18 protein-coding genes are annotated in these 23,949 nt (G+C 71.0%); 16 read left to right on the top strand and 2 right to left on the bottom strand.

What is annotated here, in order from left to right; all coding sequences use genetic code 11:
• Positions 1 to 109 precede the first annotated feature (109 nt).
• The 5 genes from ABZ453_RS01420 to ABZ453_RS01440 all read left to right on the top strand — a co-directional run bounded on the left by ABZ453_RS01420 (position 110) and on the right by ABZ453_RS01440 (position 8,709).
• Positions 110 to 4,189, top strand: coding sequence for an Rne/Rng family ribonuclease (locus tag ABZ453_RS01420; RefSeq protein WP_359010378.1), 4,080 nt, complete (start codon positions 110 to 112; stop codon positions 4,187 to 4,189).
• Positions 4,190 to 4,394: 205 nt separating this feature from the next.
• Positions 4,395 to 5,462 carry a glucose-1-phosphate thymidylyltransferase gene (locus ABZ453_RS01425; protein ID WP_356768151.1) on the top strand — a complete coding sequence of 356 codons (1,068 nt, stop codon included), beginning with the start codon at positions 4,395 to 4,397 and terminating at the stop codon, positions 5,460 to 5,462.
• Complete coding sequence (gene rfbB, locus ABZ453_RS01430; RefSeq protein ID WP_133041010.1) at positions 5,459 to 6,454, top strand: dTDP-glucose 4,6-dehydratase; 996 nt, start codon at positions 5,459 to 5,461, stop codon at positions 6,452 to 6,454. Before ABZ453_RS01425 ends, rfbB begins: the two co-directional genes overlap by 4 nt.
• Entirely contained in the window at positions 6,451 to 7,341 is an 891-nt protein-coding gene (rfbD, locus tag ABZ453_RS01435; protein ID WP_359010381.1) for a dTDP-4-dehydrorhamnose reductase, read from the top strand. Before rfbB ends, rfbD begins: the two co-directional genes overlap by 4 nt.
• A gap of 51 nt (positions 7,342 to 7,392) precedes the next feature.
• A complete protein-coding gene (locus ABZ453_RS01440; protein WP_359010383.1) occupies positions 7,393 to 8,709 on the top strand; it encodes a VCBS repeat-containing protein in 1,317 nt (438 codons plus the stop codon).
• Positions 8,710 to 8,764: 55 nt separating this feature from the next.
• Here ABZ453_RS01440 and rfbC read toward each other — a convergent pair whose 3' ends face one another.
• Together rfbC and ABZ453_RS01450 are read right to left on the bottom strand one after the other, a co-directional pair.
• On the bottom strand, positions 8,765 to 9,358 hold the full coding sequence (rfbC, locus tag ABZ453_RS01445) for a dTDP-4-dehydrorhamnose 3,5-epimerase (RefSeq protein WP_359010385.1): 594 nt from the start codon (positions 9,356 to 9,358) through the stop codon (positions 8,765 to 8,767).
• A 49-nt stretch (positions 9,359 to 9,407) separates the two neighbouring features.
• Entirely contained in the window at positions 9,408 to 11,438 is a 2,031-nt protein-coding gene (locus tag ABZ453_RS01450; RefSeq protein ID WP_359010387.1) for a glycosyltransferase family 2 protein, read from the bottom strand.
• Positions 11,439 to 11,785: 347 nt separating this feature from the next.
• Here ABZ453_RS01450 and rplU point away from each other — a divergent pair, with 347 nt between their 5' ends.
• From rplU to ABZ453_RS01505, 11 genes are all read left to right on the top strand, one after another.
• Positions 11,786 to 12,106 (top strand): 50S ribosomal protein L21, encoded by a 321-nt coding sequence (gene rplU, locus ABZ453_RS01455; protein WP_007381993.1) that lies wholly within the window; start codon positions 11,786 to 11,788, stop codon positions 12,104 to 12,106.
• A gap of 14 nt (positions 12,107 to 12,120) precedes the next feature.
• Positions 12,121 to 12,375, top strand: a complete 255-nt coding sequence (gene rpmA / locus ABZ453_RS01460; protein WP_023550764.1) for a 50S ribosomal protein L27 — start codon at positions 12,121 to 12,123, stop codon at positions 12,373 to 12,375.
• Positions 12,376 to 12,510: 135 nt separating this feature from the next.
• Complete coding sequence (gene obgE, locus ABZ453_RS01465; protein ID WP_359010389.1) at positions 12,511 to 13,932, top strand: GTPase ObgE; 1,422 nt, start codon at positions 12,511 to 12,513, stop codon at positions 13,930 to 13,932.
• Positions 13,933 to 14,133: 201 nt separating this feature from the next.
• Entirely contained in the window at positions 14,134 to 14,430 is a 297-nt protein-coding gene (locus ABZ453_RS01470) for a hypothetical protein (RefSeq protein ID WP_359010391.1), read from the top strand.
• Positions 14,431 to 14,779: 349 nt separating this feature from the next.
• Positions 14,780 to 16,276, top strand: a complete 1,497-nt coding sequence (locus ABZ453_RS01475) for a bifunctional cytidylyltransferase/SDR family oxidoreductase (protein ID WP_359010393.1) — start codon at positions 14,780 to 14,782, stop codon at positions 16,274 to 16,276.
• 135 nt (positions 16,277 to 16,411) lie between these two features.
• Positions 16,412 to 18,511: a hypothetical protein gene (locus ABZ453_RS01480; protein ID WP_359010395.1), complete on the top strand. Its 2,100-nt coding sequence runs from the start codon at positions 16,412 to 16,414 to the stop codon at positions 18,509 to 18,511.
• Between the two features lie 150 nt (positions 18,512 to 18,661).
• Entirely contained in the window at positions 18,662 to 19,906 is a 1,245-nt protein-coding gene (locus tag ABZ453_RS01485) for a glycosyltransferase family 2 protein (protein ID WP_359010397.1), read from the top strand.
• 141 nt (positions 19,907 to 20,047) lie between these two features.
• Positions 20,048 to 21,154 carry a glutamate 5-kinase gene (gene proB / locus ABZ453_RS01490; protein WP_359010582.1) on the top strand — a complete coding sequence of 369 codons (1,107 nt, stop codon included), beginning with the start codon at positions 20,048 to 20,050 and terminating at the stop codon, positions 21,152 to 21,154.
• Between the two features lie 134 nt (positions 21,155 to 21,288).
• Complete coding sequence (locus ABZ453_RS01495) at positions 21,289 to 21,765, top strand: hypothetical protein (protein ID WP_359010398.1); 477 nt, start codon at positions 21,289 to 21,291, stop codon at positions 21,763 to 21,765.
• Between the two features lie 146 nt (positions 21,766 to 21,911).
• The gene (locus ABZ453_RS01500; protein ID WP_359010400.1) at positions 21,912 to 23,198 is read left to right on the top strand and encodes a glutamate-5-semialdehyde dehydrogenase; all 1,287 of its coding nucleotides are present in this window, start codon (positions 21,912 to 21,914) and stop codon (positions 23,196 to 23,198) included.
• A 102-nt stretch (positions 23,199 to 23,300) separates the two neighbouring features.
• Positions 23,301 to 23,894: a hypothetical protein gene (locus ABZ453_RS01505; protein WP_359010402.1), complete on the top strand. Its 594-nt coding sequence runs from the start codon at positions 23,301 to 23,303 to the stop codon at positions 23,892 to 23,894.
• The last annotated feature ends 55 nt before the right edge of the window (positions 23,895 to 23,949 follow it).

Below are 23,949 nucleotides of genomic sequence, written 5' to 3' on the forward strand. Positions count from 1 at the left end.
CCCGGACGGCGGCACCGCGCACAGCGCGAGCCGCGGACGTCAACGGCGATCGAGTCATCGACGCCGGGCCAGGCGCGGCGCCCGGGAGCCTGACGGGAGACAAGCCCGCATGCTCGAACCGACCGAACCCACCGAGGGTTCCGAAGACCTGAACACCCCCAGCGACACCCTGCCGCCGCGTCGTCGGCGCCGTGCCGCTTCACGCCCCGCGGGACCGCCGGTCGCGGCCGCCGGGACGCCGGAGGAGATCACCACGCCGGCCATACCGGCCGCCAGCACCGAGAACCTCGTGGCCGAAGAGGTCTCCGTGGCCGAAGAGGTCAAGGAGGGCGAGGAGGCCGCTGAGGTTGTCGAGGCGGCGGAGACCGCTGAGACTTCCGGCGCCGACGTGACCGCAGAGGAGCCCGAGGCTCCCGCGCCCGCCGCGCGTACGCGCCGCCGTGCGACCCGCCGTGCCTCCGCGCCTGCCGCAGCCCCCGCGTCGGCCGAGGCCGCCGAGACCGTGGTGCCCGCCGCTCCGGCGCCCGCTTCACAGGAGGCCACGGCTGCCGCCGCCGAGCAGTCCGAGGCCGTCGCGTCCGACGAGGACGCCGCCCCGCCGCGCACGCGTCGCCGTGCCACGCGCCGCGTGTCCGCGCCCGCCGGGGTGCCGACGTCCGCGGCGACGGCCCAGAGCGTGGTGCCGGCGGATTCCGCCGAGGGCGCCGGGGAGGCCGCCGCGGCAGCGCAGGAGAGCGAGCCCGTCGAGGCGCCGGCCCTTGCCGAGGTCGCCGAGACGCCCGCTGAGGACACGGCTCCGCGCCGTACCCGCCGTCGGGCCACCCGCCGCGTGTCCGCGCCTGACGCCGAAACGTCCGTTGCCGGTGGTACGGACGCCGAGACGTCCGCGGCCGCCGAGACGTCCGCGGCCGCCGAGACCGCCGAGACCGCAGAAAGCTCGGTCAGCGCGGACACCGCCGGTCAGGCCGCCGGAGGCTCCGCCGCCCCCGAGGCCGTCGCTGCTCCCGAGGGATCCGCCGCGCGTACCCCCGAGGCCCCCGCCGCCCAGGCCGACGACGACGCCTCCCCGCGCCGCGCCCGGCGTCGGGTGGTCCGGCGGGCCGCCGTTGGGTTCTCCGAGCCTGCCCGGTCCGGCGAGGCCGGTGAGGACGAGGGACCGCGCAAGCCCGCTCGCCCCGCCGTGGCCGTGTTCCAGGCGCCCGTGTTCACCGAGCCGCAGTTCCAGACCCCGCAGCGGGCCGCCGCTGCCGCTGCCGCGGAGGCCGCCGAGGCCGTCGAAGAGGTCGAGGAGCCTGCCGAGGAGCAGCCCGCCGGTACGCGCCGTCGCCGTCGCCGCCGGGGTGAGACCGCCGAGGTCGAGACGCCGGCCGTCGTCGAGGACGACGAGACGGAGGAGGCCGAGGAGTCGGCCGAGGGCGCCGGTGACGGTGAGGACGAGGCCGAGGAGACCGGGTCGCGGCGCCGTCGTCGGCGCGGTGGCCGTCGTCGCCGTCGCGGCGAGTCCGCCGAGGCCGGGGGCGAGGACGAGTCGGAGGAGTCCGACGAGCTCGCCGCCGAGCAGGCCGCGCAGGACGCCGAGGACACCGCCGAGCAGGAGGAAGAGGACGACGAGGCCCACGACGAGGCCGGCGGGTCCAGCGCCAGCAGCCGCCGTCGCCGTCGTCGTCGCCGTCGCGCCGGTGACTCCTCCGTCGACACCGAGCCCGGCGAGGGCGACCCCGAGCGCACCGTCGTCAAGGTACGCGAGCCCCGTAAGCCGTCGGAGCCGTCCGACGAGGTGCAGTCGATCAAGGGTTCGACCCGTCTCGAGGCCAAGAAGCAGCGGCGTCGCGAAGGACGGGAGCAGGGGCGCCGGCGCGTCCCGATCATCACCGAGGCCGAGTTCCTGGCCCGTCGTGAGGCCGTCGAGCGGGTGATGGTCGTCCGGCAGAGCGGTGAGCGCACGCAGATCGGCGTCCTGGAGGACGGCGTGCTCGTCGAGCACTACGTCAACAAGGAGCAGTCGACCTCGTACGTCGGCAACGTGTACCTGGGCAAGGTGCAGAACGTGCTGCCGTCGATGGAGGCCGCCTTCATCGACATCGGCAAGGGCCGCAACGCGGTGCTCTACGCCGGTGAGGTCAACTTCGAGGCGCTGGGCATGGCCAACGGGCCGCGCCGCATCGAGTCCGCCCTGAAGTCCGGGCAGTCCGTGCTCGTCCAGGTCACCAAGGACCCGATCGGGCACAAGGGCGCCCGTCTGACCAGCCAGGTCTCCCTCCCGGGCCGCTACCTCGTGTACGTCCCCGAGGGCTCGATGACCGGCATCAGCCGCAAGCTGCCCGACACCGAGCGCGCACGGCTGAAGACCATCCTCAAGAAGATCGTCCCCGAGGACGCGGGCGTCATCGTGCGCACCGCCGCCGAGGGGGCGAGCGAGGACGAGCTGCGCCGTGACGTCGAGCGGCTGCAGGCGCAGTGGGAGGACATCCAGAAGAAGTCGAAGAACGGCAACGCCCCGACGCTGCTGTACGGCGAGCCGGACATGACCGTCCGGGTCGTGCGGGACATCTTCAACGAGGACTTCTCCAAGGTCATCGTCAGCGGTGACGAGGCCTGGCAGACCGTCCACGGCTATGTGTCCCACGTGGCGCCGGACCTCGTCGAGCGGCTGCAGAAGTGGACCAGCGAGGTCGACGTCTTCGCCACCTATCGGATCGACGAGCAGCTCGCCAAGGCGCTGGACCGCAAGGTCTGGCTGCCCAGCGGCGGTTCGCTGGTGATCGACCGGACCGAGGCGATGGTCGTCATCGACGTCAACACCGGCAAGTTCACCGGTCAGGGCGGCAACCTCGAGGAGACGGTCACCAGGAACAACCTGGAGGCGGCCGAGGAGATCGTCCGCCAGCTGCGGCTGCGCGATCTCGGCGGCATCATCGTGATCGACTTCATCGACATGGTGCTGGAGTCCAACCGGGACCTGGTGCTGCGGCGCCTGCTGGAGTGCCTGGGCCGGGACCGTACGAAGCACCAGGTCGCGGAGGTGACCTCGCTGGGCCTCGTGCAGATGACCCGCAAGCGGGTCGGGCAGGGGCTGCTGGAGTCCTTCTCCGAGACCTGCGTCCACTGCAACGGCCGCGGTGTCATCGTCCACATGGAGCAGCCGTCCTCCGCCGGTGGCGGCGGCAAGCGCAAGAAGCGCGGCCGGGGTGGTGACGGGCACGAGCAGGAGCACGTGCACGAGACCGCCGCGGTGGTCGTGGAGAGCGGCGAGGCCGTCGAGCCGGAGATCGAGACCGCGGCGGAGATCGCCGCCGAGGCCGCCGAGCCGGTCGAGCTGCCCGCGCCGGTCTTCGAGCCGGACGAGGAGCTGTACAGCAGCGTCGCCGAGGCGGAGGCCGCGGTGTCCCGTGGTGGCCGCACCCGGCGCCGGACGAGCCGGCGGGCCTCGGCCCCGGCGGGCGCGCCGCAGGGTCGGACCCGCCCGGAGACGGAGCGGTCCGACGCGGCCGACGGCAAGGGCGCCGGGCGCGCCGACGCCGTCAAGGCCGCGTCCGACACCGAGGTGGCCGATGTGCCCACCGCCCAGGTCGTGCCGGCCGAGGTGGAGGCCGAGCGGCCCGTGCAGCCGGAGACGGCCGCCGAGGCGCAGGCCCGGCCCGTCGCCGCGGAGGACCCGGTGGTCGGCGCCGAGCCGGCCGAGGAGGCCGCGCCCAAGGGCCGTACCCGCCGTCGCGCCACCCGCAAGGTGTCGGCGCCCGCCGGTTCGCCGGCCGGGGCCGAGGCGGCGGTGGTGACCGTCAGCGAGACCGTGACCGTACCCGCGGCCGAGGCTCCCGCGGCTGCCGAGCAGGAGGCCGGGGCGCCCGCCGAGAGTGCCGCTCCGGCCCGTCCGCGCCGCCGTGCGGTGCGCAAGGAGACCGCGCCCACCGCGCCCGAGGAGACGGCCGTCGTGGTCGTTCCGTCGGCCACGGAGGCCCCGGCCGCCGAGGACGGCGCCCAGGACACGGCTCCGGCCAAGAAGACGGCCCGTAAGACGGCCAAGAAGGCCACCGCGAAGAAGGCCGCCACCAAGAAGACGGTGGCCAAGAAGACGGCTGCGAAGAAGACCGCCGCCAAGAAGACGACCGCCAAGAAGGCGGCGAAGAAGACGACGGCCGCCGAACAGCGGCCGGTGTCGTCCGTCTCCACGGCGGCGGACGAGGGCTGACAGCCCGGCCTGCCGACAACGCGATCCGTCCCCGGTCCTCGGACCGGGGACGGATCGCGTTTGGGTGGCTTCTGACGGCCCGGTCAGTACCCACGGTGAACCGGAGGAGTGCGGGCAAGGTTATGATGCTTCTCAAAGTTAACCTTAAATTCAGACAAGTTGGGCTTTTCGGTCCAGCGAAGAGTGCAGTGATGGGGACCAATAAGTGAAGGCTCTCGTGCTATCCGGGGGAGCGGGTACCCGTCTCCGTCCGATCACCCACACCTCGGCCAAGCAGCTGGTGCCCGTCGCCAACAAGCCGGTGCTGTTCTACGGCCTCGAGGCCATCGCCGAGGCCGGCGTCCGCGAGGTCGGCATCGTCGTCGGCGACACCGCGGACGAGATCCGCGAGGCGGTGGGGGACGGCTCCCGGTTCGGGATCGAGGTCACCTACATCCCTCAGGAAGCACCGCTGGGCCTCGCGCACGCCGTGCTCATCGCCCAGGACTTCCTCGGCGACGACGACTTCGTCATGTACCTCGGCGACAACTTCATCGTCGGCGGCATCACCGGCCTGGTGGAGGAGTTCCGCGCCGAGCGGCCCGACGCCCAGATCCTGCTCACCCAGGTGCCCAACCCCACCTCCTTCGGTGTCGCCGAGCTCGACGCCGATGGCCGGGTCGTGGGCCTGGAGGAGAAGCCGAAGGTGCCCAAGAGCGATCTGGCGCTCGTCGGCGTCTACCTCTTCACCCCGGCCATCCACGAGGCCGTCCGCTCCATCGAGCCCTCCTGGCGCGGCGAGCTGGAGATCACCCACGCCATCCAGTGGCTGATCGACGACAAGCGCGACGTCCGCTCCACCACGATCTCGGGCTACTGGAAGGACACCGGCAACGTCACCGACATGCTGGAGGTCAACCGCTCGGTCCTGGAGACCGTGGAGCCGGTGACCGAGGGCACGGTGAGCGATGACAGCGAGATCATCGGCCGGGTGCGGATCGAGGCCGGCGCGCGCGTCAGTGGCAGCCGGATCGTGGGCCCCGTCATCGTCGGCGCCGGTACGGTGGTGGAGAACGCGTACATCGGCCCCTTCACCTCCGTGTCCGAGGACTGCCGGATCGAGGACAGCGAAATCGAGTACTCCATTGTGCTGCGCGGCTCGTCCGTGACCGGCGTGCGCCGGGTGGAGGCCTCGCTCATCGGGCGGGACGTCGAGGTGACGCCCGCTCCCCGTAACCCTTCGGCCCACCGGCTCGTGCTCGGTGATCACAGCAAGGTGCAGATCTCTTCATGACATCCCCCGCCACCCGGATCCTGGTGACCGGCGGTGCCGGTTTCATCGGCTCGCACTACGTCCGTACGCTCCTCGGCCCCGAGGGCCCCGGTGACGTCGCGATCACCGTGCTGGACAAGCTGACGTACGCGGGCAACCCGGCCAACCTCGACGAGGTGCGCGAGCACCCCGGCTTCTCCTTCGTGCAGGGCGACATCTGCGACGTCGAGCTCGTCGGCAAGCTGATGGCCGAGCACGACCAGGTGGTGCACTTCGCCGCCGAGTCGCACGTGGACCGCTCCATCGACGGCGGCGCGGAGTTCGTCCGCACGAACGTGGTGGGCACGCACACGCTGATCGACGCCGCGCACCGCGCCGGGATCAAGACCTTCGTGCACATTTCCACGGACGAGGTCTACGGCTCCATCGACGAGGGCTCCTGGCCCGAGACGCACCCGCTCCAGCCCAACTCGCCCTATTCCTCCGCGAAGGCCTCCAGCGACCTGATCGCGCTGTCGTACCACCGCACCCACGGGCTGGACGTGCGGGTGACCCGCTGCTCCAACAACTACGGGCACCACCACTTCCCCGAGAAGGTCATCCCGCTGTTCGTGACCAACCTCCTCGACGGCAAGAAGGTCCCGCTGTACGGCGACGGCGGCAACGTCCGCGACTGGCTGCACATCGACGACCACGTCCAGGGCATCGAGCTGGTGCGCACCAAGGGCCGTCCCGGTGAGGTCTACAACATCGGCGGCGGCACCGAGCTGTCCAACCGCGAGCTGACCGAGCTGCTGCTGAAGGCGTGCGGCGCGGACTGGGACACCAGCGTCGAGTACGTCCAGGACCGCAAGGGCCACGACCGCCGCTACTCCGTCGACTGCACCAAGATCCGTGAGGAGCTCGGCTACGAGCCCCGCAAGAGCTTCGAGCAGGGCCTCGCGGAGACCGTGCAGTGGTACCGCGACAACCGCGCCTGGTGGGAGCCGCTGAAGGAGCGGGCGGCGCTGTGAGCGGCGACCGCACCTGGCTGGTCACGGGCGCGGGCGGGATGCTGGGCCAGGACGTCCTGGCCCGGCTGGCCGAGGCCGGGGAGACGGCCGTCGCGCTGGACCGGGCGGCCCTGGACCTCACCGACGCCGACGCCGTCATCCTGGCGCTCGAGGAGCACCGGCCCTCCGTCGTCGTCAACTGCGCGGCCTGGACCGCCGTCGACGACGCCGAGACCCGTGAGGACGAGGCGCTGCGGATCAACGGGGACGGCCCGCGCCACCTCGCCGAGGCCTGCGCCCGCAGCGGGGCCGTGCTGCTGCACGTCTCCACGGACTACGTCTTCGCCGGCGACGCCGACGAGCCGTACGCCGAGGACGCCCCCACCGCCCCGCGCAGCGCGTACGGCCGCACCAAGCTGGCCGGCGAGCAGGCCGTGCTGAAAAGCCTGCCGGAGCGCGGCTACGTGGTCCGCACCGCCTGGCTCTACGGCGCCGGCGGCCCCAATTTCGTCCGTACGATGATCAAGCTGGAGGGCGTCAAGGACACCCTCGACGTCGTCGACGACCAGCGCGGACAGCCCACCTGGAGCGCCGACCTCGCCGCGCTGCTGTACGAACTGGGCCGCGCCGCCCTGGCCGGCGTCGCACCGGCCGGGGTCTACCACGGCACCAGCTCCGGCGAGACGACGTGGTTCGGGTTCACCCGGGCCATCTTCGAGCGGCTCGGCGCCGACCCCGAGCGGGTCCGTCCGACCACCAGCGAGGCCTTCGTACGCCCGGCCCCCCGGCCGGCCTACAGCGTGCTGGGCCACGACCGGTGGGCCGCGGCCGGTATCACGCCGATCCGTGACTGGCGGGAGGCGCTCACCGAGGCGTTCCCCGCGCTGCTCAAGGCCGAGCGGGGCTGACCCTCTCCGTTCCTGTGCAACCTCGGACCGCTGTCGGCGGTCCGAGGTTGCATGAAAAGAGCGCTCGGCGTGGTCGCTGTCCTGCTCCTGCTGCTGTCCGCCTGCGGTTCCGGCGGCCCGGACGGGGGAAAGGCACGTCATCCGGGGGTCCGGTCCGACTTCGACGGGGACGGGTACGGCGATCTCGTGGTCGGCGACACGACCGCGACCGTGCACGGGAAGTACGCCGCCGGGTATGCGGCCGTCCTGCGCGGATCGGCGCACGGCCCCCGGACCGGGAAACCGCAGGTCGTCACCCAGGACGATCTGGGTTTCGGCAAGGCGGGCGAGGGCGGCGCCTTCGGCAGCCCGGGCACCACGGTGACCGCCGACCTCGACGGCGACGGGCGGGCCGATCTCGTCACCCAGGCGGGCCGGAAGACGCTCTTCGTCGTCTGGGGCAGCGACAAGGGGCTGTCCGGTGCCGCGGCGGCCCGGCTGACGGGTTCGGCGCCCCTCGCGGGGGACGTGAACGGCGACGGACACACCGATCTGGTCGTCGGTCCGGGGGAGGGGGCGCGTGGCGAGAACTCCTTCCGGCTCCTGCTGGGACCGTTCAGCCGCGAGGGCACACCGCGCCGTACGACCTCCCTCGACCTGACGCCGAGTGACCCGCAGTACCCCGTCGGGGTGCCCGCCGCCCTGGGGGACGTCACGGGCGACGGCAAGGACGACCTGCTGGTCAGCTGGTCCATCCTCGCGGACTACGCGCCGGTCGCCCGCGCCACCGTCCTGTACAGGGGGAGCGCTGACGGGAACCTGGTCAAGGGACCTCCGCTGCCCGACGGCTTCTACGGTTCCTCCCTGCGCACGGTGGACGTGAACCACGACGGCCACGACGACGTCGTGGCCGGACTCCCCTGCGAGATGCTCGGCGACGAGATGGTCCCGGAAGGGGGCAGCCGGCTGTCCGTCCTGTACGGCGGGACGCTGAAGACGTCACGCGTCACCGAGAAGACCGCCGGCCTGCCGGTCGGCGGCCCCTTCATGCCCTGCACGTTCGGCGCCGCACCGGCGGTCGGGGACACGGACGGCGACGGCTACGCCGACGTGGTGTTCTCGGTCCGGCCCCGGACCGGGCCGGAGGAGCTCATCGTGCTCAGGGGGAGCGCCGGGGGGCTGACAACCGAGGGGGCGGGGGCGGTGCCCGGCGGTTCGGCGGAGCTGCTGTACAACCACGGCGACAGAAGGGCCGAACTCGTGGTGGCGGACCGGGGACAGGTCCGGGTGTGGCGCGGCGGATCCCTGTTGCTCGCGTTCACCCCCTCCGCCCTGGATCTCGGGCCGGGTATCAAGAGCGGGTACGGCGGCGCCTGGCCGGTCGGCTGACACGCGCAGGGGGGCCTCGCGGACGGATCCGCGAGGCCCCCCTGGGGTGGCCGGCTCAGCCGCGCAGCTGCGCGTAGTAGGCCTGGCAGTCCTCGTACGACGGCAGCAGGCCCTGGGCCTCCGCCTCGGCCAGGGTCGGCGCCGCGGCGTCCTTGTCGGACAGGACGGGCGTCAGACCGGACGGCCACTCGATGCCGAGTTCCGCGTCGAGCGGGTGGATGCCGTGCTCGCGCTGCGGGGCGTACCCCTCGGAGCACAGGTAGACGACCGTCGCGTCGTCGCTCAGCGCCATGAAGGCGTGCCCGAGCCCCTCGGAGAGGTAGACCGCGTGGTGGTCCACGTCGTCCAGACGCACCGCTTCCCACTGCTTGTACGTCGGTGAGCCGACGCGGATGTCGACGATGACGTCCAGCACGGCGCCGCGTACGCACTTGACGTACTTCGCCTGGCTGGGCGGCACGTCCGCGAAGTGGATGCCGCGCAGCGTGCCGCGGCTGGAGACCGAGCAGTTGGCCTGGGCCAGGTTCAGCGGGTGGCCCAGGGCCTTCTCGAACTCGCCCCCCTTGAACCACTCGTGGAAGCTCCCGCGGGCGTCCGGAAAGATCTTCGGTTCGAGTATCCAGGCGCCGGCGATGCCGAGCTCCCGCATGGTGATCACATCCTCTTGCTTGTTCGCCGGGTCGAGACCGTGACGCCGGTCAGCCGACCAGCTTCTTCGCCAGTCCCCGGAGCTTCTTGCGGGCCGGCGAGGGCAGCCGGCGGACGACGGGGCCGCCCACGGCGCTCAGCCTGCGGCGGACGTTCTCCTTGCGCCGCCTGGCCAGCGCCGAGCGCACGAGCTCCGGGTCCACGACGGGCAGATCGCTGCTGATCTGCACCTTGCCGTTGCCGCGGACCGTCACCTCGCACAGGTCGAGCGCCTCGTTCTTCTCCCCGTCCAGCTTCGCCGAGAGGCTCCACTCCCCGGCGGGGACGCCCGCCGCCCGCTCGGGCAGCACGATGTGCCCGCGCTCCGCGACCGGACGGACCTCGCCGGGCAGCGTGTAGGAGCGGCCGCTGTCGGAGGTCAGGACCAGGTCGGTCTTGTACGGGGCGGTCACCGCGCGGGTGAACAGGTCGAGCCGCAGCTCCGGCCGCTCGCCGGGCATCCGCTGCACGGGGCGGTTCTCCAGGTACGTGGCCAGCCTCTTGCTGCGGCGGTCCACGTCGAGCGTGAGGTTGCCGTGCGGGTCGGTGAAGTACGGGATGACCGCGCGGGAGGGGGAGCCGAGGAGCGCCGGGCGGCAGTCCTGGTCGACGTGGGGCGCGCGGTCGGCGCCGAGGCGGGCCTTGCGGACCACGCCGAGGCCGCGGACCGGCACCCAGATGTCCCAGAAGCCGCGGGATACCGGACCGCGGCCCTTGACGCCCTGGGGGCTGACCTGGCCGGTGCCGCGCAGCACGACCTCGCACACACCGTCGCCCAGGTCCTGCACGGCGGCCGTGTACTTCGCGGCGCACGGCCACTCGACCGCGGTCTCCCGGTTGCGCAGCGACATCTCGGCCTTGAAGCCGTCCAACTCGTCGGTGACGTCGACCAGTTCGCCCTCCCTGAGGTAGCCCTCGGTGAGGTCGGGGTGCAGGTGGAGCCGGTCGTCGCGGCGCAGCAGCCGCAGCGGCTCGGCGTCGTCGCCGACGACCAGGCGGGCGCTGACGGTGACGGCGAACTTGCCGTCGTTCTGCCAGGCCACGTCCTCCAGGCGGGCCGCGCCCTTGATGGAGCTCATCAGCCGGGCGAAGCGCACCAGGCCCTGCCGGTCGTCGCGGCGCAGCAGGGTGGAGCGGACGCGGGCGAGCGCACCGAGCCCGTTGTGCACACCGTCGGTCATGTAGGTCTCGGCCAGCGGCTTCACGGCGTCGACCATCTCGTCGAGGTAGGCCTCGTCGTACTTCAGGACGCTGGGCTCGCTCAGCCGGCCGAGCATCTCCACCCGGTAGAAGCGCCGCAGCAGCAGGTCGCGGAAGTCGCCGGGCTCGGTGTTGGCGACGACGACGTCGAGGACCTCGCGGAGGTTGCCGTAGTAGCCGGAGGGGACGATGCGGGCCGAGCCGGCGTTGTTGCCGTCGTCACGCTTCGAGTAGTAGTAGCAGGTGTAGCTGCCGAGGATGGAGACGACCTTCGCGGGGAAGTAGGCCTCCATCATGTACAGCTGGTCCTCCAGGCGCCGCTTGCCCTCGGGGTAGGCGATCTTGTTCTCGCGCAGGAACTCCGTGCGGAACATCTTGTGCGGGGTGAGGCTGTCGTACAGCGGGGCGTTGTGGATGGTGCACTTCTCGCGGTCCACCCGGAAGACGCCGTGCGGGACGCCGCGGAAGTTGCTGGCCACCTTGCCGATGACGATGTCCGAGCCGTTGCGGTGGCCCATCTCGTAGAGCCGGCGCAGGGCGTCGGAGGCGAGGTAGTCGTCCTGGTCGAGGAACTGGACGTACTCGCCCTTCGCCTCGCCCACACCGATGTTCCTGGGTTTACCGGGCCAGCCGGAGTTCGGGATGCTTATGACCCGGAAGTGCGGGTGCTCCTTCGCGAGGGCCTCGAGCTTCTCCGGGGTGTCGTCGGTCGAGCCGTCGTTCACGAACAGGACTTCGAACTCGTCGGCGGGCAGGGTCTGCCGCACCAGCGAGTCAATGCAGGGCTGGATGTACTTTCCCGGGTTGTACACCGGGATGATGACGCTCACCTTGATCGACATCTGCTGTACCTGTCTCCTGTCCGGAAGCCCTGCGTAGTGTGGCCACGGTGTGTACGGCCGGTGGCCCGTGGGTGTATGTCTGGGGTCACAGCGTAACGGCAGCCGATCCGGGTAGACGCGGCGGCTTCCGGCCCCCCGGAACGCCGTCCTCCCGGCCTGTCCGGACCTGGTTTGACCGTCTCAGGCGCGTCCCCGTACTCTTGACCGTCGGCGTGTCTGTGGACAAGGCCACGCCACATCCCCGTAAACCTCTTCCTCTGTAGCACAGAGTGCCGCGGAGAGGCTGCCCGCGTGCCGGACGGCTGGACTGCGGGGGTGCCGTTCCCGAGCGAGAGAGTGAGATCCGCGTGTACGCCATCGTGCGCAGCGGTGGCCGCCAGCACAAGGTTGCTGTCGGCGACATCGTTGAGGTTGACAAGATTTCCACCGCCAAGGTTGGCGACACGGTCGAGCTCTCGACCCTGCTCGTTGTCGACGGCGACGCCGTGACCAGCGACCCGTGGGTGCTGGCCGGCATCAAGGTCCAGGCCGAGGTCGTGGACCACCACAAGGGCGTCAAGATCGACATCCTTCGCTACAAGAACAAGACGGGTTACCGCCGTCGCCAGGGCCACCGCCAGCAGTACACGGCGATCAAGGTCACTGAGATCCCCGCGGCTGCGAAGTAAGGGACTGAGGAGAGATGGCACACAAGAAGGGCGCATCGTCCACCCGGAACGGTCGCGACTCGAACGCCCAGCGGCTCGGCGTGAAGCGCTTCGGCGGTCAGGTCGTCAACGCGGGTGAGATCCTGGTCCGCCAGCGCGGCACCCACTTCCACCCCGGCGCCGGCGTCGGCCGTGGCGGCGACGACACGCTGTTCGCGCTGCAGGCCGGTGCGGTGGAGTTCGGTACCCACCGTGGCCGCAAGGTCGTGAACATCGTTCCGGTCGCCTGAGCCCAGGCTTGGACGCCCAGGCTTAGACGCAGACCGAACGCTTCGCGAGGCGGACCTCACTTCCCGTGCGGGAAGGCGGGTCCGCCTTTCGCGTGTTACGTAAGAGACATCCCCGTTCTTCTGGAGGCACCCCCCATGACCACCTTCGTGGACCGCGTCGAGCTGCACGTCGCCGCGGGTAACGGAGGCCACGGCTGTGCCTCCGTCCACCGTGAGAAGTTCAAGCCGCTCGGCGGACCCGACGGCGGCAACGGCGGACGCGGCGGCGATGTGATCCTCACCGTCGACCAGTCCGTCACCACGCTGCTCGACTACCACCACTCCCCGCACCGCAAGGCCACCAACGGCAAGCCCGGCGAGGGCGGCAACCGCTCCGGCAAGGACGGCCAGGACCTGGTGCTGCCCGTCCCGGACGGCACCGTCGTCCTCGACAAGGCGGGCAACGTCCTCGCCGACCTGGTCGGCCACGGCACCTCGTACGTAGCCGCCCAGGGCGGTCGCGGCGGGCTCGGCAACGCGGCGTTGGCGTCGGCCAGGCGCAAGGCGCCGGGGTTCGCGCTGCTCGGTGAGCCGGGGGACCTGCAGGACGTCGTCCTGGAGCTGAAGACGGTCGCGGACGTGGCGCTGGTCGGCTACCCGAGCGCGGGCAAGTCCTCGCTGATCTCGGTGCTCAGCGCGGCCAAGCCGAAGATCGCGGACTACCCCTTCACCACGCTGGTCCCCAACCTCGGTGTGGTCACGGCCGGTTCGACCGTCTACACCATCGCGGACGTGCCGGGACTGATCCCCGGAGCCAGCCAGGGCAAGGGCCTGGGCCTCGAGTTCCTGCGCCACGTCGAGCGGTGCAGCGTGCTGGTGCACGTCCTGGACACCGCGACGCTGGAGTCCGACCGTGACCCCGTCTCCGACCTCGACGTCATCGAGGAGGAGCTGAAGCAGTACGGCGGGCTCGACCGGCGGCCGCGGATCGTCGTCCTCAACAAGATCGACGTACCGGACGGCAAGGACCTCGCGGAGATGGTGCGGCCGGATCTGGAGGCCCGCGGATACCGGGTCTTCGAGGTGTCCGCGGTCGCCCATCTCGGCCTGCGGGAGCTGTCGTTCGCGCTCGCGGACCTGGTGGCGACGGCCCGGGCCGCGAAGCCCAAGGAGGAGGCGACGCGCATCGTCATCCGCCCGAAGGCCGTCGACGACACCGGCTTCACCGTCACCCGCGAGGACGAGGGACTGTTCCGGGTGCGCGGCGAGAAGCCCGAACGCTGGGTGCGGCAGACCGACTTCAACAACGACGAGGCCGTGGGCTACCTCGCGGACCGGCTCAACCGGCTCGGTGTCGAGGAGGAGTTGATGAAGGCCGGGGCCCGCGCGGGCGACGGCGTCGCCATCGGCCCCGAGGACAACGCGGTCGTCTTCGACTGGGAGCCGTCGATGACGGCCGGGGCGGAGATGCTGGGCCGGCGCGGCGAGGACCACCGCTTCGAGGCCCCGAGGCCCGCGGCACAGCGCCGCCGGGACCGCGACGCGGAGCGGGAGTTCGACGACTTCGAGCCGTTCTGAGCGAAGCCAGTGTGACCGGCGCCCGGGACTCATCCGCGTCCCGGGCCTCATCCGTGTCCCAGGCGTCATCCATGTCCCGGTCGGCTGCCGCGCATCGGGCCGCGCAAGACCGGGACCACCGCGATCCAGGGCGCGCTGTTCGCCGCGGAGGAGCAACTTTCCGCGTACGGCGGGGACTTCCCCGCGCACACCCGGCACCCCATGGAGGCCGCGCCGGCCGCCTGCTCCCGGCCCGCGTTCTTCGCCGACGCCGAGGACGACGCAACCGCCGCGCGGATCGTGGAGCAGCTCGGCGGCGACCGGGTGCACGTCCTGGTCACCCTGCGCCTGCTCGCGAAGATCATGCCCTCGCGGTGGGCCCGGGCGGCTGGGACCGAGCGGGTCACCGTCGTCGGGTCGACGACCGCGAGCGGGGTCCGGGAATCTGCTCCGGCCGGTCCCCGGCACCGCCCATCGGTCCCTCACCCTCGCCGAGACCGAAATGCTGCGGAATCTTAACAAGGAATTCCGCGGCAATGGCCTCCCGGACGGGCTGTATTCCAGACTCGTACGAAACGGGGCGGTGATGCATATGAAGAATTTGTGCAGCCCCACCCCGCTCGGTCGAGGCCCCCGTCGGGATCGGCGCCGAGACGGCGGCCCGGATCACCTGCATGGACGTATGGGTCCTGTGCCGTTACTCACAGCAATTCCGCGGGCGCTCTCGGCGGGGTTCCGGCGGTCACCAGCAGTGCAAGGTGAATGCCAGGTAGCGCGTACATATGCAGCGAAGGGCGCTCACCTTGCACTGCGGTAACCGCAAGTGGGACCATTTCCCCGTTCCCTGTCGCCCCAAGGTAGGTCCTCTGTGTCCCAGCACATAGCCAAGCCCCGTACCACCGCAGTGATCCTGGCCGGTGGTACCGGCCAGCGGGTGGGTCTTTCGATCCCCAAGCAGCTGCTGAAGATCGCCGGCAAGGCAGTCATCGAGCACACCCTGACCACCTTCGAGAAGGCGGACTCGATCGACGACATCATCGTGCTGATGGCGCCGGGCTACGTGCCCGACGTCGAGAAGATCGTCGCCAAGGCCGGGTTCACCAAGGTCAAGAAGATCATCGAGGGCGGTTCCACGCGGAACGAGACCACCGAGCGCGCCATCGAGGCCCTCGGCGAGGGTCTGGCGCAGGGCGAGGACCTCAACGTCCTCTTCCACGACGCCGTACGCCCGCTGCTCTCGCAGCGCGTCATCGACGACTGCGTGGTGGCGCTGGAGCGTTACGAGGCCGTCGACGTGGCCATCCCGTCCGCGGACACCATCATCGTGACCCGCACGCACGGCCAGGACGGCGAGTTCATCACGGAGATCCCGGACCGCTCCCGGCTGCGCCGCGGCCAGACCCCGCAGGCCTTCAAGCTCTCCACCATCCGCCGCGCCTACGAGGTCGCCGCCGGCGACCCCAACTTCCAGGCCACGGACGACTGCTCGGTCGTGCTCAAGTACCTGCCGGACGTGCCGATCCACGTCGTCGCGGGCGACGAGTACAACATGAAGGTCACCCAGCCGGTCGACGTCTTCATCGCCGACAAGCTCTTCCAGCTCGCCTCCACGGCGGCCCCCGAGCAGAACGGCGACGAGGCGTACCGCCAGCTGCTCACCGGCAAGACCGTCGTCGTCTTCGGTGGCTCGTACGGCATCGGCAAGGACATCTCCGAACTCGCCGAGTCCTACGGCGCCACGGTGTACCCGCTGGGCCGCTCCACCACCGGCACCCACGTCGAGAACCCGGAGGAGGTCGACGACGCGCTGTCCAAGGCGTACGCGGAGACCGGCCGGATCGACTACGTCGTCAACACCGCCGGTGTGCTGCGCATCGGCAAGCTCGCCGAGACCGACAACGCGACCATCGAGGAAGCGCTGAAGGTCAACTACCTGGCGCCGGTGCAGATCGCACGTTCGAGCTACAAGTACCTCGCCGAGACCAAGGGCCAGCTGCTGCTGTACACCTCCAGCAGCTACACCCGCGGCCGCGCCGAGTACAGCCTGTACTCCTCGACCAAGGCCGCGATGGTGAACCTCACCCAGGCCCTGTCCGACGAGTGGGCCGGTGACGGTGTCCGCGTCAACTGCATCAACCCGGAGCGCACCGCCACGCCGATGCGCACCAAGGCCTTCGGCCAGGAGCCCGCGGGCTCGCTGCTGTCCTCCGAGGCGGTGGCCCGCACCTCGCTGGACGTGCTCCTTTCCGAGCTCACCGGCCATGTCATCGACGTACGCCAGCAGGACCCGACGGCGGGTGCCGCCGAGGCCACCGGCTTCGACCAGGCGCTGGCCTCGGTGTTGGACCGTCAGGACGGCGTGTAATAATCGACCACAATTAGCCTTCCGTTATTCAGGCCTCTGCTTTCCGGCGTTAATGCAGTGCATTGACCGGCGTTCGCAGGGGCCTGAATCCGTAAAGAACAAAACCGGCACTTCCCCTCCCAGAGCAGGTTTTACGTGATATCCACCGCTATTCGCGTCGCCCGGGTGGGCAGCGCGTCGGAGCTGGCCGCAGCGGTCCTCCTGATGCTGGGCTTCCCGGCGATCATGGTGGCCGCGCTCATCCCGAGCGTCTACGCCTTCGCGGCAGCGGCCGCCGTGACGTACCTGGCCGACCACTACCTGCACCGCAAGGGCAGCTATCTGGTCAACCGGCTGAGCAAGGTGAGAGCCGGTCTCTCGATCCGCTTCCTGATCCGGGAGCTGCTGCTGATCCTGCTGCTGGCCCGGCTGGACCTCGCGAACAACCTGATCTACTACGGCGCGATCGGCTGCTTCATCGCGTTCTACGGCCTCCAGGCACCGCACGGCGCCGTGGTCACGCTGATCCGCAACCGCCGCCGGATGCCGGTCGCCACCCGCAACGTCGACCTGAAGTCGCGGATCAACATCCCGGACGCGCCGCCGCTGGGCCTGCTCGACCGGTCGGCCGAGAAGATGCTCCACCTCGACCTCGCGGCCGTCGTCGGCATACTGATCTCCGCCGAGGCGGGCTCCTCCGTGGCCGGCTTCATCGGCATCGGCCTCACCCTCGGCCTGGGCAGCCTGTACGTCCTGGCGCTCCTGCCGTACGTCCGCGGCGGCAAGATCCCGCCGAACGCCGACAAGGTCCTGGTGGCCGTCGACGACTGGCTGCGCGAGTACAAGCCGGAGACGGTGCTGTACTTCTCCGGCTCCAAGGACTCCGCCTACCAGGTCAACATGTGGCTGGAGACCATGGAGCAGCTGGACTCCCGGCCGCTGATCATCCTGCGCGAGCGGGTCATCCTGCAGAACCTCGCGCCCACCACGGTCCCCGTCATCTGCGTGCCCGGAGGGGTGCACCTGATGAACATGGACCTGTCCACGGTACGGGTCGCGCTGTACGCCGCGAACGTCGGCAAGAACATCCACCTGCTGCGCGTGCCCACCATGAAGCACGTCTTCATCGGTCACGGCGACAGCGACAAGCTGGCCAGTGTCAACCCGTTCAGCAAGGCCTACGACGAGGTGTGGACCGCCGGCCGCGCGGGCCGCGACCGCTACGCCATCGCCGACGTCGGCGTCCGCGACGAGGACATCGTCGAGGTCGGCCGCCCGCAGCTCGCGCCGATCCGGGGCTGGGAGGGCGTGCCGGAGGGCCGCGTCCCGACCGTGCTCTACGCCCCCACCTGGGAAGGCTGGGACGGTGACCCGGGCAACACCTCGATCATGCTCGCCGGCGAGAACATCGTGAAGAAGCTGATCAAGGCCGACCCGCCGGTGCGTGTCCTGTACAAGCCGCACCCCTTCACGGGCACGGTCCTGCCGAAGGCCGCCGCAGCCCACCGGCGCATCGTCGCCCTGGTGGAGAAGGCCGCCGCCGAGCGCGCCGCCGACTCCCGCTTCACCGCCGACGCGGCCGGGCAGGAGAAGGCGAAGGCCGACCTCGCTCGCATCGAGGCCCGGATCGCCGAGCTGGTCGGCGTCGGCGGCGACAAGGCCGACGAGGCCGAGGCCACCCGGGACGGCGTCGTCGACGTCGACCGGTACGAGGAGGTCGCCCGGCTGCGCGGCGAGTGGAACGAGGCCTACTGGCGCTCCTTCCCGGAGTGGGAGCACCGCGTCATCGAGGGCGCCGAGCCGCGCCTGTTCGACTGCTTCAACGTCTCCGACGCGATGGTCTCCGACATCTCCTCCGTCGTCTCCGACTTCATCGCGAGCGGCAAGCCGTACGCGGTCACCGACTCCGCCGAACTGGGCGTGGAGGAGTTCAAGCGGCAGAACACCGCCGTGCGCGCCGCGGTGATCCTCAACAACAAGGCCGCTCGGATGGGCGAGCTGCTGGCCGCCGTACGCGATCCGAAGGCGGACCCGCTGGCCGAGGACCGCAAGGAACTCAAGCAGTACCTCCTCGGTCCTGACGTGCCCACCTCCATCGAGCAGTTCAACACCGCGGTGAAGGAGCTGGCCCTCAAGGCCGACACCCGCAACCTCGGCCAGGAGTCCCGTGCCTCCGCGGCCGGAATCCCCGGCGCCGACGAACTCTCGGACGCGCTGTCCGCCCCACAGCCGGCCCCGCAGCCACCGACCGTGTGAAACAGGTGAGAAGGGCCCGGTTTTCGAGGAGTGATCCTCGAAAACCGGGCCCTTCTTACGTATGTCCAGGCAACCGCCCCGAGCGGTCGTCCGTCTAGAAGTTGACGAACGAGCCGACTGAGGGGGAACTTCCTGTGACAAGGGGGAAACGTGACCGTGGCGCAGCCTGATGTGAGCGTCGTCATCGGGGCCTACGAGGCGATGCCCTACCTGGTCGAGTGCCTCGCGTCCGTCGAGGCCCAGACCATCGGGGCTGAGCGGATCGAGGTCATCGCGGTCGACGACGGCTCGACGGACGGGACGGGGGACTACCTGGAGCGGTTCGCCGAGCGCGCGGCCATGCCGGTCACGGTGATCCGCCAGCAGAACTCCGGCGGCCCCAGCGGCCCGCGCAACGTCGGCCTCGGCAAGGCCGCCGGGCGGTACGTGTTCTTCCTGGACGCCGACGACCGGCTCGGTCCTGAGGCGCTCGAGCGGATGGTCGCGGCGGCCGACCGCAACGGCACGGACGTGGTCCTGGGCAGGATCGAGGGCATCAACCGCTCGGCGCCGCGGATCGCCTGGGAGACCCTGGAGCGCACCGACGTCTTCTCCTCCAGCATCAAGTTCACCCTGAGCGCGCAGAAACTCTTCCGCCGCGCGCTTCTGGAACGGCACGGGATGCGCTTCGACGAGTCGCTGTGGACCGGCGAGGACGCGCTGTTCACCATGGAGGCCTATCTACGGGCCGACGGCGTCTCCGTGGTCGGCGACCACACCTGCTACTACCTGGTGGGCCGCGACGACGGCAAACACGTGACGAAGACCGGGAGTTACACCCTGCGCTTCGACTCGGCGCGGGCCCTGATGAACCTGATCGCCGAGTTCGTGCCCGCGGGGGAGCGGCGTGACGCGCTCATGGTGCGGCCCTTCCTGATCACGCTGCTGCCGCAGTTCGGGCCGACGTACCTCAAGGACAGCGAGCAGGTCCGCGGGCACAAGTTCGAGCTGGCCGAACCGCTGATGAAGCGGTTCTGGACCAGCACGGTCGCCGGGCGCCTCAAGGTCGAGGAGCGAATACGGCTGCACCTCGTCGCCGAGCAGCAGCCCGAACTCCTCGCCGGGTTCCTGGAGTTCCTGAAGGCGAAGAAGCAGCCGGAGGCGGTCCTCGAACGCAGGGGCCACCACGTCTACTTCGCCTACCCCTACTTCCGTGAGGCCTCGCTCGGCATCCCCGACTCCCTCTACCGCGCCGCCCCCCGCGAGGCCCGAGCCGTACCCGGCTACCGGGAACACACCGCGACCTCCCTCCTGCGCCGAGCGGTGGGCAAGGCCCGCCGGGCGATGAGCCCCCGGCCCACCCCGGCCGAAACCCCCCGAACCCCGACGCCGGGCGGCACAGCGGCGGCGGCCTGACACCGGTCGTCCTCACCGCGTGGGTTCTGTCCGGGGACTGGACCGACGCGCGGCGTGCGGCCCCCTTCGCGTAGATTGCGTGGCGGGGAGACCCGAGTGCGCGAGGGGACGGACAAGCAGGTGGCAGGGGTAAGGCAGGGCGTGGCTCAGGCCCGCAGGATCGTCGTCAAGGTGGGCTCCTCGTCGCTGACCACCGCCTCCGGCGGCCTGGACGCCGACCGGGTCGACGCGCTCGTCGACGTCCTGGCCAAGAGCCGCAGCGGGGGAGAGAAGGAGATCGTCCTGGTCTCCTCCGGCGCCATCGCCGCCGGCCTCGCCCCCCTCGGCCTGCGCCGCCGCCCCCGCGACCTGGCCCGCCAGCAGGCCGCCGCCAGCGTCGGCCAGGGACTGCTCGTGGCCCGCTACACCGCCTCCTTCGCCCGCTACGGCGTCCGCGTCGGCCAGGTCCTACTGACCAGCGACGACATGAGCCGCCGCGCCCACCACCGCAACGCCTCCCGCACTCTCGACAAGCTCCTCGCGATGGGCGCGTTCCCGGTCGTCAACGAGAACGACACCGTCGCCACCGACGAGATCCGCTTCGGCGACAACGACCGTCTCGCGGCCCTGGTGGCGCACCTCGTCCACGCCGACCTGCTGGTCCTGCTCTCCGACGTCGACGGCGTCTACGACGGCGACCCGGGCAGAGCCGGCACCTCGCGGATCGCGGAGGTGCGGGGCCCGGAGGACCTCGCCGGAGTGGAGATCGGCAGCGCGGGCAAGGCCGGCGTCGGCACCGGCGGCATGGTCACCAAGATCGAGGCGGCCGGGATCGCCGCCGCGGCCGGCATCCCCGTGGTCCTCACCAGTGCCGTGCACGCCGCCGAGGCGCTGTCCGGCGGGGACACCGGGACCTACTTCCACATCACCGGCAAGCGCTCCGCGGACCGTCTGCTGTGGCTCCAGCACGCCTCCACCCCGCAGGGCTCGCTCACCCTGGACGACGGCGCGGTACGGGCGGTCGTCGAGCGCCGCAAGTCGCTGCTGCCGGCCGGAATCGCCGCCGTCGAAGGGGAGTTCGTCGCCGGGGACCCGGTGGAGCTGCGTGACGTCCAGGGGCGCGCGGTGGCCCGCGGGCTCGTCAACTTCGACGCCAAGGAGATCCCCCAGCTGCTCGGCCGCTCCACCCGGGAGCTCGCCCGCGAACTGGGCGCCGCGTACGAGCGCGAGGTCGTACACAGGGACGATCTGGTGCTCCTGCACCCGTAATTAGCCCGAAACGTCCTCCCCCGCTGGTGGACGTTCCGCAAAAGCGTCACGTGGCGGCTCCGGGCCTGCTCAACTTTGTCTCAGGGACACCTTCCGCACGAGCACTGCTCGACCCTGGGAAAAAGGAGGCCGTCGTGAGACGAGTGCGCCCTGGGACGACGTCCCGCGGTGGCACCGGCGGTACCGGGGGCGCCTCCTCCCGCGCGGCCGGCGAGGAGCGGGCCCTGACCAGCGTGGCGGCCGGCGAGCGGTACGAGGAACCGGCCGATCTGCCGCGCCTGTGGCATGTCACGCTCAGCGTCTCCGGCGCCGAGGCTCCCCTGGCGGAGGTCCGGCGCGGCCTGGAGCAGCTCGCCCACGACCATCCCTTCCTCCTGACCAGCAGGTATGCGGGCGACCACGCGGAGATCCGGTACTGGGAGGAGGCCCGCGACCTGCACGACGCGGCCGCGGTCGCCCTGCGGCTGTGGGGCGAGCACCGCCGCACCGCCCAGCTGCCGCCCTGGGAGATCGTGGGCCTGGAGGTCATCGACCGCGAGACCTACCACCAGCGCCTCGCGGAGGGCTACGGCCCGCCGCCGGCTTCTCCTGTCGGCGTGCATCCATTTTGAGCGACCATCCACCGTGACCATCAATTGAGGAACCCCCGCGGCGAGCAACCAGGTCCGCGAAAGCGGCGCCGGTTTAGGCGCAAAGGGCAGTCTCGGGGTTTGGGATAGAAGGTGGACGGGTCCGTCCGGCGCACTACCCTTCCCTCATGACCACGCTTTCGCCGTACGACTCCATGTCCCCGGTCACCCAGGCCGCCTACCGCGCCAAGGCCGCCGCCGCCGACCTCGCCCCGCTGCCGCGCGCGGTCAAGGACGACGCGCTGGGCGCGATCGCGGACGCCCTGGAGGTCCGTACGAGCGAGATCGTCGAGGCCAACGCCAAGGACATCGCCAAGGCGCGCGAGGCCGGCACCAGCGAGGCCATCATCGACCGCCTGACGCTCACCCCGGAGCGGGTGCGGGCCATCGCCTCCGACGTGCGTGACGTCATCGCGCTGCCCGACCCGGTCGGCGAGGTCGTCCGCGGCTCGACCCTGCCCAACGGCATCGACCTGCGCCAGGTCCGCGTGCCCCTCGGTGTCGTCGGCATCATCTACGAGGCCCGCCCGAACGTCACCGTGGACGCCGCCGCCCTGTGCCTGAAGTCCGGCAACGCGGTCCTGCTGCGCGGCTCGGCCTCCGCGTACGAGTCGAACACCGCCCTGGTGCGGGTCCTGCGGGACGCCGTGGGCGGGGCGGGGCTGCCCGCCGACGCCATCCAGCTCGTGCCCGGCGAGAGCCGCGAGAGCGTCCGCGAGCTGATGCGCGCCCGTGGCCTGGTCGACGTCCTCATCCCGCGCGGCGGCGCCTCCCTGATCCAGACCGTGGTCAACGAGTCCACCGTCCCCGTCATCGAGACCGGCACCGGCAACTGCCACGTCTACGTCGACGCGGCGGCGGACCTCGACATGGCGGTCGACATCCTGATCAACTCCAAGGCCCAGCGGCCCAGCGTCTGCAACGCGGCCGAGACCCTGCTGGTCCACCAGGACATCGCCCCCGAGTTCCTGCCGCGCGCCCTCGACGCCCTCGCGGAGGCCGGGGTGACCGTGCACGCCGACCCGCGGGTGCTGGCGTACGCGAAGGACACGAAGGCCACCGTCGTCGAGGCCACGCCGGACGACTGGGACACCGAGTACCTCTCCTACGACATCGCGGCCGCCGTGGTGGACTCCCTCGACAAGGCCGTCGAGCACATCCGGCTGTGGTCGTCCGGTCACACCGAGGCGATCGTGACGACCTCGCAGCAGGCCGCCCGCCGCTTCACCCAGCTGGTCGACTCCACCACCGTCGCCGTGAACGCCTCGACCCGCTTCACCGACGGCGGCCAGTTCGGCTTCGGCGCGGAGATCGGCATCTCCACGCAGAAGCTGCACGCCCGCGGCCCCATGGGCCTGCCGGAGCTGACCAGCACCAAGTACATCGTCACCGGCGACGGGCACATCCGCCGCTGAGGGAGCGGGCACCCTCCGGCGGTGCATATGCGCCCGGCACGCGACCGCGCCGCATGAGAGCCGTCTCACCCAGCGGATGAATTTCCCTACCGTCTGCCCAAATTGACCCCCCAGGTCTACTCTGGATCCGTGCCGGAGGACGTGGGGGGCACGCCGTTCCCTGACGGCTGGGATCCCGACGACGACCACGACCGCGGGGTGTCGGACGAAGAGTTCGCCTCCGTGGTATTCGACGAGGCCTTCGTACGGGCGGCCGTGGTGCACGAGCCGACCGCCGTCGAACGCCTCCTGGCCGCCGCCCAGGCCCGAGCCGAGGCCTCCGAGGCGGAGGCCCGCCGTGCCCACGCCCGCGGGGAGCGCTACGAGGACGGGTACGACCCCTCCGGTTTCGGCCCCGATCCCGACTTCGACGACCTGGACGACACCGACGTCCTCGAAGGCCGCTACGGCGCCCCGGGGACGTACGGCAAGAAGGTCAACTGGCACCGTCCGGTCGCCTGGATGCTGGCCATCGTGATGGGCGTCGGCATGGTCGCGCTGGCCTTCACCGCGGTCTACCGGGGCGCCTCCTCCAGCAACCGGGACCAGGTGCCGCCGCCTGCCTCGACGGGCCTGGAACAGGGCAGCGCCGCTCCGCCCTCCGCTTCCGCCGACACCTCCCCGCCCGCGGTCTCGGTGATCCCGCGCACTCCCTGAGCGGCCGCTTCGCGGGCTCCGCCGGTTCTGGTGAGAACCTGTCAGAAGTTGTCGC

Origin of the sequence: Streptomyces sp. NPDC005799, assembly GCF_040630525.1 — a bacterium.
In the GTDB taxonomy this organism is placed as follows: Bacteria; Actinomycetota; Actinomycetes; order Streptomycetales; family Streptomycetaceae; genus Streptomyces; species Streptomyces griseorubiginosus_B.